The sequence below is a fragment of the Bradyrhizobium sp. T-12 genome, assembly GCF_058314695.1.
In genome coordinates this window covers 559736-573433 of record NZ_JBZFQJ010000002.1, presented here as the reverse complement: position 1 = coordinate 573433, position 13698 = coordinate 559736, and the positions used below count along the sequence as shown (strand labels likewise).

The following is a 13698-nucleotide window of genomic DNA, read 5'->3' as shown; positions in this document are numbered from 1 at the left end:
GAATGTCGGAGCATCCATCCGTGGCCGCCTGCTCAATCTTGCAAACAGCGTAACGAGCCTTTCGATCTCTTGCTCACACAGTATGCGTTCGAACGGCTGCTCTACAGGCGAAATCTGCGGATCCCTGCTGTTGATTCCGACGTAGACCGAGTTAGCTAAGGAAAGCGCCTTGGTTTAGTTAGGGTTTGCCCGATGGTGGGCCGGGCATTTTATGATCGCGCGAAAGCGATGAGGGGCCCGAAATCATGGTTGTCGGCAGCCTGAAGCGCTGCAATGTAGGCCCTGCGTGCGGTGCCGGCTGTCTGCAAGCCGGCGGCGCCCCATGTAAAGCGCCGGCCCCCAAGCTGCACGATCAACAAGTCAGCAGCCAATCGTGACCAGCGACCGTTGCCGTTTGGGAACGGATGTACGGATACGAGGCGGTGATGGAAGCGAACCGCAAGTTCGTCCGGTGGATAGGTGTTGTTCTCAATCCAATACCTTGCGTCGTCGAGCACCTGATGCAGCGAAATTTCGATCAGATGTGGCGCGACACCAAGATTGCGCTCCGTCGTTCGAAATTTTCCAGCCCAGCGCCAGACGCGTTCGAACATGCGCCGATGCAAACTCTTGAGAAAACTTTCCCGCGTCGGAACCTTGCGGCGGCCAAACGCCCAGCGGTTTGCCGTCGCGATGTTCTGCTGCTCCAGTTCGTTCAACTCGCTACGTAAGGTAATGTGCGTTGGGATAAGATCTTCGCGCTCCTGAGGGGTCAGCGGTGTCGCGTGATCGTCGGCGGCATGCAGATCAGTCTCAGTCATTCGTCGTCCCAGAGGCGCGCGGGGCGTTTCAACAAATCCTCGATCGCTTGTTCCCGAAGCGCGCGGGCAGCCTGATTGTCCTCCACCGCTTGGTCCTCGAGCCGCATCGTTTGCTCGATAGCTCGTGATTGCCGCTCGGCGACCTCAGCAGCTCGCTTGGTTACAACTTCTGCGAGGGGGCGGTCGGGTACAAGCACATAGACCAGCCTGCAGCCGAGGGCCTCGGCCGCGCGTTGAAGCGTATTGAGGGTTACGCTGCCGCCTTGCTCGGATTTTTCGAGTTCCACGATGCGTGGCTGCGAAACCCCCAGCCTCTTGGCATATTGGGCGGTGGTCATGCCGAGGGCGTCGCGGATCGCGCGAATCCAGCCCTTGGGAGGGCGCTGGGAGTGCGAGAGCGCTCGGAGCGCGGCAAAGCGGCTGTCGAGATGCCGGATAGCGTCTTTCATCCGATAAGATATACCATATAACGAGCTGATAAATCTATAAGGAATACCATATTAATATTTCCCGCGGTAATAAGCTTTTTCTTATAATACACAAGGTTGACAATAAGATAAATCTTATCGAAGTGACGCAGGGCCTTCACTACGACCTTTCGTCAACCATTTAACATCATTGCAGAAGTAAGCGACGAGCCACCCCAGGGCGGCGGTGGCGGACCGAATCCGGGTCCGCGTTCTGGTTAGTGGCCTCTAGGGCTGCAGCTGCAAGGGCCGGCGGACACCGCTGCCCTCGTCCCGAAAGGCAAGCTCGCGCAGGCGCGGTAAAACAGGATTGCGATTGTCACTTCTCCAGATGGCGTGCAATTCAGCAAAGATAGAGCGCCCAAAGCGGATAGGCCGAAACACGACATTGTCGAAGCAGGCATTGCGGGTCTCTCCGGGAACAATCGCAAGACCCAACCCCGTGCTGACCAGCGCGAGGATGGCTTGTGCCTGGCTCATCGACTGCACGACATTCGGCCGGATGCCGGCGGCTCCAAACGCCATGGTCAGCAGCGAGTTCATGTAGGGGCCAGCGCTCGAATACATGATGAAGGGTTGCCCATCGAGCTGCTCAAGCTCGGGCCGGCGCCGCCCCGCGAGCGGGTGATCGAGTGGCAGGGCGAGCGCCAGCTCCTCGCGGAACACGCATGCGCTTCTGACCGTCTCGGCCGTCTGCAATGGGCGCACCAAGCCGAAATCGATTTGCCCTGATTTGAGAGCTTCGAGCTGCTCGCGCGAGGTCAGCTCGACAAAGCTTGCTTCGATGTGCGGTAGTTCGCTGCGCAAGCACGAGGCAAGCCAAGGCAAATACCCGTAAGTTGTAGCACCCACGAAGCCGATCGTCAGGGCACCACCAGCCAATAAGGCTGCTTGTCGCGCAGCCTTCACCGCATTCTCCCGTTGCTGAAGCAGCCCTCGCGCTTCAGAGAGAAACGCCCTTCCAGCGACGGTCAGCTCAACCGACCGGCTCGTTCGCTCAAGCAGCGTCACATCGAGCTGTTGCTCGAGCATCTGGATGTGCCGGCTGAGTGGCGGCTGAGTCATGTTGAGGCGCTTGGCCGCTCGCCCGAAATGAAGCTCGTCGGCAACCGCAACAAAGGCACGAATTTGTGCAAATTCGATCATTGATAACTTTAAGGTATTAGCTCGATCCAAAATTGAGTTTAGACGTGAATTGATCCTGCGTCTAGGTTGGGCTCCGTGATCGGCGAGAGATCGATCCGGGAAAACCTCGACGGGAGGATCGTATGTCAGGGAGCAGAGTGGCGCGCTTCCAATTTCGTTTCGTGATCTTGGCACTCATCACGATGTTGCTGGCACTAAGCAGCGGCGATCGAGCGACGCTCTCGATCGCGGGCCCCAATATGTCCAAGGCTCTTGGCATCAGCCCGGTCGAACTCGGCTGGATGTTTTCCGCTTTCGCATGGGCCTACGTGCTGGCTCAGGTGCCCGCTGGCTGGATCACGGACAAGCTCGGCGCAAAGCTCAGCATCCTGGTCGGATTGATCCTCTGGTCGGTCGTCACGTTCCTGATGAGCGGCGTGGCCTGGCTCGCCTATCCGTTTCTGGCCATGCTCGCCTTGCGCTTCCTGCTTGGCGTGTTCGAATCTCCAGTCGGGCCGGCTGCTGGGCGCATCATCGCTGCCTGGTTTCCATCGAGCGAGCGCGGCATTGCCGGCGCGATCTTCAACAGCGCGCAATATGTCTCCCTCGTGATCTTCACGCCTTTGATGGGCTATCTAGATCATCGCTTCGGCTGGGAGCACATCTTCACTGTGATGGGCGTCCTAGGGCTCGCATTCTCCGCCCTCTGGTTCGTCACGTACTATCCGCCTGCTCAACATCCAAAAGTCGCGCCAGCTGAACTCGATCACATTCGCTCTGGTGGCGGCCTTGTCGACCTCGGCGCAGCTCCTGTGCGCTCCGCCGAGCGCGGTCCAAAATGGTCGGATCTGGCCGAAGTCTTCCGCAGCCGCATGCTCGTCGGCATCTTCCTCGCGCAGTACGGCATTACATCCATCACCTGGTTCTTCGTCTCCTGGTTTCCGAGCTATCTCGTCAAGGCCCGCGGCTTTTCGGTACTCGACGCAAGTTTAGTGGCGACCATCCCGGCCATCGCCGGCTTCGTTGGCGGCGTCATGACCGGCTTCTTCTCAGATTGGCTTCTTCGCAGGACCGGATCGCTAAGCACCGCGAGGAAGACGCCGATTACGATTGGTCTGTTGATGACGATGCTGATCATCGGCTGCAATTACACAGACTCCACCACGTTGATCCTAGTCCTGATGAGCGCCGCCTTTTTCGGCAAGGGCTTTGGATCGCTAGGTTGGACCGTAGTGGCCGATACCGCGCCAAAAGAAGTCATCGGGCTGACCGGCGGCGTCTTCAACGCGATCGGTAATACTGCCGGCATCACGACCCCGGTTGCGATCGGCTACATCCTTGCAGCGACCGGATCCTTCAATGGCGCGCTGCTCTATGTCGGCCTCCATGGCCTACTCGCCATTATCAGCTACTGGGTCATCGTGGGCCCGATTCAACGTGCCGTCATTCAGGAAAGGCCCGAGCTTCCTCGCGCTGCGCCAATACCAGCCGAATAGACGCCGGGCCGCAGAAGAGTATTCAACGACGAAAGAGGACGAACAGATGAACTTTATGCAAAACACGACACGCATCATTGCCAATCCGCTAGCTGCGGGACTTGCGCCCGGCGAAGCCACCACCGATCGAATCGCATGGGTCAAGCTATCGCTGGTTTTCCTTCCACTTGCCGCACCGATCAGCGACGCGAAGGTGCTTACCGGCCGCCAAAAGCCGCTCACGGAGATCGCGTTCCTGTTCGCGGAGATCGAAACCGAGCAGGGCCATAGTGGCATCGGCTATAGCTATTCGAAGCGCGCGGGAGGGCCCGGGCAGTTCGCTCATGCCAAGGAAATTGCCGGTGAACTTATAGGTGAGGATCCCAATGACATCGCGCGCATCTGGGACAAGCTGGTCTGGGCCGGCGCTTCCGTCGGGCGTAGTGGACTGTCAACCCAGGCAATTGCCGCCTTTGACATTGCGTTGTGGGATCTCAAGGCCAAGCGAGCGAAGCTGCCGCTGGCCAAATTGCTCGGCGCCCACCGAGATTCGGTTCGCTGCTACAACACATCCGGCGGCTATCTCTCCATGCCCATCGAGGAGGTCAAGGAGCGCGTCTCGATGGCGCTCGAAAAGGGCATCGGCGCCATCAAGCTCAAAGTCGGCCAGCCCGACCCGATGGTTGATCTCGCCCGCATCGAGGCAGTGCGCAAACATATTGGCGACGTACCGCTGGCGATCGATGCCAATCAGCAATGGGACCGCACGACTGCACTGAGGTTTGGTCGCATTGCCGAGCAGTTCAGCCTGACCTGGATCGAAGAGCCGCTGGATGCTTACGATTACGAAGGGCATGCCGCGCTCGCCAAGGAGCTTGCAACCCCGATCGCCACGGGTGAGATGCTAACAAGCGTCGATGAACATTACGAGCTGATCCGGCACAATTCGGTCGACTTCATTCAGCCAGACGCCCCCCGCGTCGGGGGCATCACCCCCTTCCTGAAGATCCTCGCGCTTGCCGACCATAAGAAGCTGCAGCTCGCTCCCCATTACTGCATGGAGATCCACCTTCATCTGACGGCGGCTTACGGCCGCGAGCCCTGGGTCGAGCACTTCGAGTGGTCGGAAGCCATGTTCAACGAGAAACTCCATGTCGTGAATGGACGCATGATCGTGCCAAACCGACCGGGCCTCGGCTTCAGCCTCTCGGATCAGGCTCGGGCATGGACTCGCGCCACTCACGAAGCCGGAAAGCGGCCCTAATAAACAGAAGGCTGGTCCGGCCCCGCCGGCCCAGCCTTTTGAGGCCGAGTAGACTTAGCAGCACGTTACGAGGAGTTGAACGCATGAACCGCGCAGTGTCACTCAGCCGCCGTACGTTTGTAGGCCTCCTTGCCGCAGCGGGGCTATCGCCACGAGCAGTTGCTGCGCAGAACACAGCTCGCGCGGTCCTCTACGTCGCAGTTGGGTCCGAGCTGATGTGTTACGAGGCCGACGACACGAAGCTCGCCTTGCAGAAAATTGACACTATTCGCGTGCCAGAGGCGGTTCAGTACGCCTGGAAGCATCCATCAAAGCCGCTGCTCTACGTGGCTTTTAGCAACCGGTATACCTCCAAGGCTGACGACCGGCACGGGGTCGCGGTCTATGCGATCGATCAAGACACGGGGCGGCTGCAGCAATTTGGAGAGCCTGTCTTTCTCAAGAACCGCCCAGTTAACCTCACGCTCGATCCGGCAGGGCGCTATCTGCTTGTTGCTTACAACATGCCGTCAGATCTGACCGTCCATGCGCTCGGGGAGAACGGCTCCATCGGAGTTGAAATCAAGCAGTCCGGCTCAATCGATGCCGGCATCTATGCTCACCAAGTCCGTGTCTCACCGTCTGGCAAGCTCGTCGTGCTTCCGACGCGCGGCAACGATCCGGGCGCCGGCAAGCCCGAAGATCCCGGAGCCCTGAAAGTCTTCCGATTTGAAGCGGGGCAGCTTTCGCATGAGACTTCGATCACTAAAGGAAACGGACTTGGCTTCGGCCCGCGGCACGTCGACTTTCATCCGGAAAAACCGTGGATGTTCGTATCGATGGAACGCAACAACCAGCTGCTGGTCTATGGGACGAGTGACGAAGGCATCGATCCTAAGCCGCTGTTCGAAAGATATACTGCTGAAAACCACGAAGCTAGGCTACCGGTCCAGTTCGTCGGCCCCATCCACGTGCACCCCAACGGCCGGTTCGTCTATCTTGCCAACCGCTCGGACGGAACGATCGATTTCGCGGGCCGAAAGGTCCATGGGGAGGGAGAAAATACTGTCGCCGTGTTTTCGATCAATCCCGCAAGCGGAGAGCCGACGCTCATCCAGACCATTGATACCCTGACCTTCCATTGCAGGACATTCTCAATCCATCCGGCCGGACGAATGCTGGTCACAGCTGCGGTTGCGCCGCTTGACGTTCGCGACGGTGGCGCCGTTCGGACGGTTCCAGCAGGGTTGACAGTATTCGACGTCGCCGACGATGGCAAACTGAACTTCGCTCGCAAATACGAGGTCGATATCGGCAAAGATTGGATGTTCTGGTGTGGAATGGTTGCTCTCTGAGCATGCAGCTCTGCACGACGCGCTCGCGGGAGCTCTCGCACGAGCGGGCGCCTTATGTAGGCGAACGAACGAGCTTTGCCAGCTTACGACGTCTGTTGCCTAGTCGGCGCAATCAGAACGGCCCGAATGTCATTGACATTTGTGAGAGTGGGACCTGTTCGAACGAGATCACCAAGACGCTCGAAAAAGGTGTAACTATCGTGAGCCGTCAGAAGCGCGCGGGCATCGAGCTGGCTCGCAGCGGCGCGATGCAAGGTATCTGGCGTCACCAAAGCGCCGGCGGCATCCTCCGTTCCATCAATCCCGTCACTATCCCCGGCAATGGCCCAAATGCCCGCCGCTCCATCAAGGGCCACCGCAAGTCCGAGCAAGAACTCGGTATTGCGACCACCACGACCTGCTCGGCCATGACCGATGCTAACTGTCGTCTCTCCTCCTGAAAGCAGAACGGCCGGCGCCTTTACAGGATGCCCGTGCTGAGCGACCGACCGGGCAATTCCGGCCATCATGGTACCGAGCTCTCGGGCCTCCCCCTCGATTGCGTCCCCAAGTACAACAGCGCTCAATCCCTCGCGCTTGGCGAGCTGCGCTGCAGCATCAAGGGCCGTGAGTGGCGCGGCGATAATACGGACATCTTCGGCAATGTCCCCAGGCTTCGCCGTATCTTGTCCGCCGTCTAGAACGGCTTGCGCAGAGTCGGGCAGCTTGATCCCGAAACGGCGAACGATCTCGCGCGCATTGGCCTTCGTGCTGGCATCCGGCAGCGTCGGGCCGGAGGCGATCGCAGCCGGATCGTCCCCCGGAATGTCTGAGATCACGAGGGTGAGGAGGCGCGCAGGGCGCGCTGCAAGCGCCAGCCGACCGCCTTTGATCGCCGACAGGTGCTTGCGCACCACATTCATCTCCGCAATCGTCGCCCCGCTCGCGAGTAATGCCCGGTTTACCGCTTGCTTGTCCGCGAGGGTCATCGGAGGGGCGGGAAGGGCCATCAGTGCGGACCCGCCACCGGACATCAACGCTAGGACCAGGTCATCCTTCGTCAGCCCTCTGACCGCATCCAGCATCCGCAGCGCCGCGGCCTCGCTCGAGTGGTCCGGGACGGGGTGCGACGCCTCAAGGACTTCGATCCCGCCCGCCGGCACCGCGTGCCCGTGCCGCGTCACAACGACCCCCGACAATTCGACGTCGGGCCAGGCCGCATCGACCACCGCAGCCATTGCCGCGGACGCCTTGCCGGCTCCGACAACAATACAGCGTCCGCTGGGCTTTGGCGGCAGATGCGTCGTGACGGCTATGCGCGGATCAGCGCTCGCGATTGCGGCATCAAAGAGTTGCCGCAGCAAGCTGCGAGCCCGTGCGTCGGTCCACACAGCGGACATTGGGGGGCTTCACGCGTTTTCCGCTTGGATCGCGCTCACGACAGCGTCTGTCACCTTGCGGGTGTTCGCCGATCCTCCAAGGTCTGGCGTATGCAGTTCGGGGTTGGCGGTGACGCGCTCGATTGCCTTCATGAGCCGCTGCGCGGCTGCATTCTCCCCCAGATGCTCAAGCATCATAACCGCCGACCAGAATGTCCCGACGGGATTGGCAATGCCCTTGCCTGTGATGTCGAAGGCGGAGCCATGGATGGGCTCGAACATCGATGGGAATTTGCGCTCGGGATTGAGATTGGCGGTCGGGGCGATGCCAAGCGAACCGGCAAGGGCAGCGGCAAGGTCGGACAGCACATCAGCATGGAGATTGGTAGCCACGATCGTATCGAGGCTCTGCGGGCGCATGACCATGCGCATCGTCATGGCATCGACCAGCATCTTGTCCCACGTCACGTCAGAAAACTCGCGCGCGACCTCCGCTGCAATTTCATCCCACATGACCATTGCATGCCGCTGTGCATTGGATTTCGTCACGACGGTCAACAACTTGCGGGGACGAGACCGTGCAAGGCCGAAGGCAAAGCGCATGATCCGCTCCACACCGGCGCGCGTGAACATAGCGACATCGGTTGCTGCCTCCAAAGGAGATCCCTGATGGACCCGTCCGCCGACGCCCGCATACTCGCCTTCCGAATTTTCCCGAACGATGACCCAGTCGAGCTCCTTGTCCTTGACGGCACGCAAGGGCGAGGTGATGCCGGGAAGGATGCGGGTCGGACGCACATTCGCATATTGATCGAACGGCTGACAGATCGCGAGCCGCAGGCCCCAAAGCGTGATGTGGTCCGGAATTTCTGGGTGCCCTGCGGAGCCAAACAGGATTGCATCGTGATTACGGATCAGATCGCGCCCGTTTTCGGGCATCATGCGGCCATGCCGCTTATAATATTCCCCACCCCAATCAAAGTGGTCGAAGTGAAAGGTGAATGCCCCATCGCGCTTCGCCAGCGCCTTAAGAACTTCGACGCCGGCATCCACAACTTCGGAGCCGATACCGTCGCCTGGGATTGCCGCAACGTTGTAGGTCTTCATGAGAGATATCCTTCCTCTTCCGTATGATTAGTGCGCGACGGCCGCCTGATGGCGGCCGATCGAGCGCGCGAGCAGCAACGTCAGCGTGGCGGACAACAACAAGAGTGCGCAGACGAAATAGAGCCCGCCCTCGAAGCTGCCGGTGAGGTCCTTGATCCATCCGATCATGGCCGGACCGACGAAGCCGCCGAGATTGCCGATGGAGTTGATGGTTGCGATGCCGCTCGCCGCGGCCGGACCGGCCAGGAACAGTGTCGGCATGCTCCAAAGCGGCGGCTTGGCGGCGCTGATGCCGACGTTCACCAGCACCAGCGCAGCGATAACTGAAGCAACGCCAGTCGACATGCCTGCCAGCGCGAGCCCGGCCGCCGCAACGAGGCAAGCGATGACTACATGCCACGTCCGTTCGTTGGTGCGGTCCGAATGCCTTGACCACAGATACATGGCCACCACGGCGATCGTCGGCGGGATCGCATTGAGCGATCCAACCGCCATATTCGACAGGCCGAAGCCTTTGATGATCTGCGGCGCCCATACCCCCAGCGTGTACAGTCCCGCCGACGTGCCGAAGTAGACGAGGGACAAAGCCAGAACGCGTAGATCCGTCAGTCCCCGCCAGACGCTATGGCTCGCCGACCCTGCCTTGGCCGCCCGCTCCGCATTCATGGCCTCGACCAGCCAGGCCCGCTCATCATCGGCAAGCCACTTCGCCTGTTCCGGCCGATCCGTCATGAATCCGAGCACGATGAACCCAAGCACGATGGCGGGTAGCGCCTCGAGGAGAAATAGCCATTGCCACCCCTTAAGGCCGAACAAGCCGTGCAACTCCAGAAGAGCGGCCGAGACGGGCGATCCGAGGACCGTTGAAAGAGGCGCCGCTGCCATGAACAGAGCGGTGATCCCGGCACGCTGGCGCGCGGGAAACCAATAGGACAGATAGAGGATAATTCCTGGGAAGAACCCAGCTTCGGCCGCGCCGAGCAAGAAGCGAAGAACGTAGAAGCTTGTTTGCCCTTGGACGAACGCCATTGCCCCGGATATCAAGCCCCAGGTGATCATGACCCGAGCGATCCACAGTCGGGCTCCCACCTTGTCCAAAATGATGTTGGAGGGCACCTCGAACAGGAAGTAACCCCAGAAGAAAATGCCCGCACCAAATCCGTATACGGAGGAGGAGAAACCAAGATCCTTGTTCATCGTCAGCGCTGCGAAGCCGATGTTCACTCGGTCGATAAACGCGACGAAGTAGAGTAGCATCACGAATGGCACGATCCGGTAAGCTACTCGACGGATCGTGCGCTTCTGAACCTCGTTCACCACCTTGGGCCTCCTCGTTTTTCGGCTGGCGCCCCGGCTGGCAGCCATGCCTTTTATCTACGGCCAGCCTAGAAGGAAGAGACGGCGTCACTCAATACGCCCTTATTTGTACAAAAAAATGGTATAATGGCTCGGATTCGACAAAAGGGCCTGCTCATGGAGCTGCGTCAATTGAGATGTTTCGTCGCCGCCGCCGAGCAGCTGCATTTTGGCCGCGCGGCCCAACACCTGCAGATGCTACCTTCCGCCTTCGGCCGCCACATCAAACTCTTGGAAGAGGATCTTGGTACGCGGCTGTTTGCAAGGACCACGCGAGCCGTCTCTTTGACCGACGACGGCGCGCTACTTCTTCGGGAGGCGCGCATCATTCTCTCAAAGGTCTCGACCGTGGAGGCCGTCTTGCGCGGTCGCTCGCGTTCGGTCGGAGCCCGGAATCTCAAGGTAGGCGCCATAGACAGTGCTGCGGCCGGGCTTATGCCGCAGCTGTTGCGAGACTTCCGCGCGAAATACCCCGACGTCACCGTTCATCTTCTGGAGGAAAAGACGTTCCGGCTGCTTCCCAAGGTCCTTTCCGGAGCGCTCGATCTCGTTTTCATCCGTCCTCCGGAGAAGATGGACCGAAGGCTCGAATGTAAAACTCTGCTCATGGAAACCGCAGTGGTCGCCCTTCCCCGCAGGCACGCGCTTGCACGTAACGAATGTCTGTCGCTCTCGGCGATCGCTCATCAACCGATGATCGTTCCTGATCGGCGATCTCGGCCCCACAGCCACGACTTGACCATGAAGCTGTTCGAGGACGCCGGGCTGACGCCCCGCATCGCTCAGCTCGCCGATGAAAAGCAGACGATCGTGAACATGGTTGCGGCTGGACTGGGACTGGCCGTCGTCCCCCGCTGGACCTCTCGCATGGCTGTTGCGGGCGTTCGCTTTGTTCCGCTCAAGCTGGAGCGCTTTGGAGCAGTTGGACGGCTTCCGCTCGCTGCAAGTTGGCTGCGTGGTTCCCGCGATCCTATTCGCGATACGCTTTTGACGGTCCTCGAAAAGCGGTTGCGGTCTTATGCCAAAGGTGCCTGATGATTCTTGCAGAAAGCCAGGCGCCGAGCTCCGATGCGAGCGCAAATGTCAAGCTCGCCGGTCCGAAAGTGTTTGAACCGTGTTCGGTCGGGTACCGATGGTCATCGTTGAGCGCATCTGGAAAGGGAGGCAAGGAGCACGAATACTCATGAGCCGTCGATTGTCGAGGCATCCTGCAAGCCCACTTCGCGTGCGTTTCGATGTTCATCAGCGCGATCCAAGTTGGACGACCGATCGGGGGTGCGATCCGCTGCTAGCCCCCGAGCCGTAACTATTGCGTTTCACAAACACCTCTGTTCGACCGCGACGGTCGAGGAATGCAGATGACCGAGGCAAGCCTTCTCTTGCACCGGAGCGCATCTCAGATCCTGCGTGACCTTGCCGGTTAGGAAGTCATGGCCGACGGAAAGCATCTCACCAGTGATGTCATCATCGGTGCTACCCCGTCCGTCATTGCATTGGCAGGCGCGGAGCTGATCAGGGCCTACCGGGAGCGTCTGCCCGAGTACGCCCGCACTTGCTAGAGGGACGTTGACGCGCTCGATCGACGTCGCGTTGGTCCACGTCTTCAACCAGAAAGCCCACGCTTAATCAGCAAGCGCCTCGCAGTGGAGCGGCTGTTCGCAATCGGGCCGCCAGAAATGTTCGCCGGCGATCCGGTCAGCCCCGCGAGCCTGCTTGCTATACTCTTTCCCTCTGCTCAAAATCCGATTCGAAGCCTTCTCGACGCCGGTGCCGCGGGCATCGATCTGTCGGTGTCGATTGTGCTGGAGATCGACACGATGATTCCTCTAAAAGACCTCGTCCGGCAGCGCCTTGCCCCGGCGTCCTCCCGTTCTGCGCGGTCAGACATGAGTTCGTGACGGAACTTTGAGCGCCGGCTCAATCGTCAGGCCGAAATCAGAAGGGATCTGGGCCTTATCTGCCTTGCGGATCCGGCCGCCGACGCGCGTCGCCTCCGAGCTGATTGCCCGCTTCGGTATATCCTGCGCAAGATCGTCTCCGGAAAGAGAGGACACGGTTTCGTCGATCCGATAACCGCCTAAGATAGTAGGCCCCTAAATATACAGCGATGGCGCGATGAGGCGGCGCTCCACCAACTTTGGAAGCACAACAAAACCAAGATCCGCGGTGTCTATAACGCGGCCGCTTGAACCCCATGGGCTTCTTCCGAATCTACCTCGAGTGGCCCGAAATGATGTAGCCTTCCGGCCCGGTGGTTTTCCCAGTCTGCCTAACTCCCAAAAAAACGCCCGCCATAGGTGGCGGGCAGTCTGCGGGAGAGAGTAGTGCGATCGGGTGCGACTCAAGCTTCCTTTGCGTAAGCTGCAAGATCGGCCCGCAGCATCTTCAATATGTCGTCTCGGATGGGATCCCTGGTCCCGCGCGACCAAGCAGCCGCAAGGGGAAGTTTGTTCATGTCCGACGCCACGAGCCGGACATAGCGAACCCCGCGGCTCGCCAGGCGCGACGTCCAGCTAGGTACGATAGCGATCCCCAAACCGGCCGACACCAGGTTGACGATCGTTTGCTTTTCCTCCGCAATCTGAGCAATCCGGGCGTCTAGCCCGGCTTCCGCAAAGAGCTTCATCGTTAGATCGTGGCTATGAGGCCTGGACCGCCGTTCGGGAACGATCAGTGGCTCGTTCTTGAGATCCGCAACCTTGACCATCTTCCTCGACGCAAGTCGATGATGGTGCGGAAGGGCTACGACGGCTGTCTCAAAGAAGAGAAATAGAAACTCCAGCCGCTTGTTGGCGTCTTTTGGGGGGCGCACGAAGGCGAGATCAAGCCGTCCGGTCAAAAGGCGCGGCAACAGACGAATGGTCTTATCCTCGACCAGTTGAATCGTTGCATCAGGCCGACGCTTGCGAAAGTCTTTAAGAAGTTTCGGAATAAGTCCGGCGGCAGCACTGTCGATGGCACCAACGCGTATGATTGTTGCCCCTTTGCGCGAGCGCGTCCGAAATCTGACCGCAAGCGCATCGGCTTGCGTCAGCAGCGCACGCGCATCTTTAAGCAAGACAACACCGTCGTCCGTCAGCGCGACGTTTCGCGTCGTGCGCGTCAGAAGCCGCGTGCCGAGATCCTCCTCCAGCAGCCGAACAAACCGCCCCAGGGCCGAGGGAAGCATATTCATTCGTTGCGCCGCTCTTCCGAAGTGAAGCTCTTCGGCTGTTGCTACGAAGCAGCGCAGTTGTTGCAGGTCCATCAGTTCCTCCGTACGACGACGATAACATCAAAAACGCCGGTCTTATTATGTCATTCTTTTGTATAAACGATTGGAGATTGAATCCGCTCTGCCTTGATTGCAGCGTTTTCTCGATAGCGCCGTCGATGCGCAGAACAATCAAACGCCGATCGGGCCAGGAGCCCA

12 protein-coding genes are annotated in these 13698 nt (G+C 59.6%); 5 read left to right on the top strand and 7 right to left on the bottom strand.

All coding sequences use genetic code 11. From position 1 onward, the window contains the following. Nucleotides 1-209: 209 nt before the first annotated feature. The 3 genes from AC0WRY_RS37025 to AC0WRY_RS37015 all read right to left on the bottom strand — a co-directional run bounded on the left by AC0WRY_RS37025 (nt 210) and on the right by AC0WRY_RS37015 (nt 2413). Nucleotides 210-800: a mobile mystery protein B gene (locus AC0WRY_RS37025; RefSeq protein WP_128930051.1), complete on the bottom strand. Its 591-nt coding sequence runs from the start codon at nt 798-800 to the stop codon at nt 210-212. Further along, the gene (locus AC0WRY_RS37020; RefSeq protein ID WP_128955143.1) at nt 797-1249 is read right to left on the bottom strand and encodes a mobile mystery protein A; all 453 of its coding nucleotides are present in this window, start codon (nt 1247-1249) and stop codon (nt 797-799) included. The genes AC0WRY_RS37025 and AC0WRY_RS37020 overlap by 4 nt, the downstream gene beginning before the upstream one ends. A 246-nt stretch (nt 1250-1495) precedes the next feature. Continuing rightward, nucleotides 1496-2413, bottom strand: a complete 918-nt coding sequence (locus AC0WRY_RS37015) for a LysR family transcriptional regulator (protein WP_128930053.1) — start codon at nt 2411-2413, stop codon at nt 1496-1498. A gap of 122 nt (nt 2414-2535) precedes the next feature. Between AC0WRY_RS37015 and AC0WRY_RS37010 the strand changes: the two genes are divergently transcribed. From AC0WRY_RS37010 to AC0WRY_RS37000, 3 genes are all read left to right on the top strand, one after another. After that, complete coding sequence (locus AC0WRY_RS37010; protein WP_128930054.1) at nt 2536-3888, top strand: MFS transporter; 1353 nt, start codon at nt 2536-2538, stop codon at nt 3886-3888. Between the two features lie 55 nt (nt 3889-3943). Continuing rightward, nucleotides 3944-5131 (top strand): L-talarate/galactarate dehydratase, encoded by a 1188-nt coding sequence (locus tag AC0WRY_RS37005; RefSeq protein ID WP_128930202.1) that lies wholly within the window; start codon nt 3944-3946, stop codon nt 5129-5131. A gap of 83 nt (nt 5132-5214) precedes the next feature. Next, the gene (locus tag AC0WRY_RS37000) at nt 5215-6465 is read left to right on the top strand and encodes a lactonase family protein (RefSeq protein WP_164933592.1); all 1251 of its coding nucleotides are present in this window, start codon (nt 5215-5217) and stop codon (nt 6463-6465) included. Nucleotides 6466-6548: 83 nt separating this feature from the next. On the opposite strand, the gene AC0WRY_RS36995 is transcribed toward AC0WRY_RS37000, so the two are convergent. The 3 genes from AC0WRY_RS36995 to AC0WRY_RS36985 are packed head-to-tail and all read right to left on the bottom strand — an operon-like array spanning nt 6549 to nt 10250. Further along, nucleotides 6549-7844 (bottom strand): glycerate kinase type-2 family protein, encoded by a 1296-nt coding sequence (locus tag AC0WRY_RS36995; protein WP_128955144.1) that lies wholly within the window; start codon nt 7842-7844, stop codon nt 6549-6551. 9 nt (nt 7845-7853) lie between these two features. Beyond that, nucleotides 7854-8930, bottom strand: coding sequence for a tartrate dehydrogenase (locus tag AC0WRY_RS36990; RefSeq protein WP_128930057.1), 1077 nt, complete (start codon nt 8928-8930; stop codon nt 7854-7856). A gap of 27 nt (nt 8931-8957) precedes the next feature. Beyond that, nucleotides 8958-10250 carry an MFS transporter gene (locus AC0WRY_RS36985; protein ID WP_128930058.1) on the bottom strand — a complete coding sequence of 431 codons (1293 nt, stop codon included), beginning with the start codon at nt 10248-10250 and terminating at the stop codon, nt 8958-8960. 153 nt (nt 10251-10403) lie between these two features. Between AC0WRY_RS36985 and AC0WRY_RS36980 the strand changes: the two genes are divergently transcribed. Together AC0WRY_RS36980 and AC0WRY_RS36975 are read left to right on the top strand one after the other, a co-directional pair. Next, nucleotides 10404-11321 carry a LysR family transcriptional regulator gene (locus AC0WRY_RS36980; protein ID WP_128930059.1) on the top strand — a complete coding sequence of 306 codons (918 nt, stop codon included), beginning with the start codon at nt 10404-10406 and terminating at the stop codon, nt 11319-11321. A 608-nt stretch (nt 11322-11929) separates the two neighbouring features. Beyond that, entirely contained in the window at nt 11930-12184 is a 255-nt protein-coding gene (locus AC0WRY_RS36975) for a type 2 periplasmic-binding domain-containing protein (RefSeq protein WP_232995554.1), read from the top strand. A 443-nt stretch (nt 12185-12627) separates the two neighbouring features. On the opposite strand, the gene AC0WRY_RS36970 is transcribed toward AC0WRY_RS36975, so the two are convergent. After that, nucleotides 12628-13533, bottom strand: a complete 906-nt coding sequence (locus AC0WRY_RS36970) for a LysR family transcriptional regulator (RefSeq protein WP_128955145.1) — start codon at nt 13531-13533, stop codon at nt 12628-12630. Nucleotides 13534-13698 lie beyond the last annotated feature (165 nt).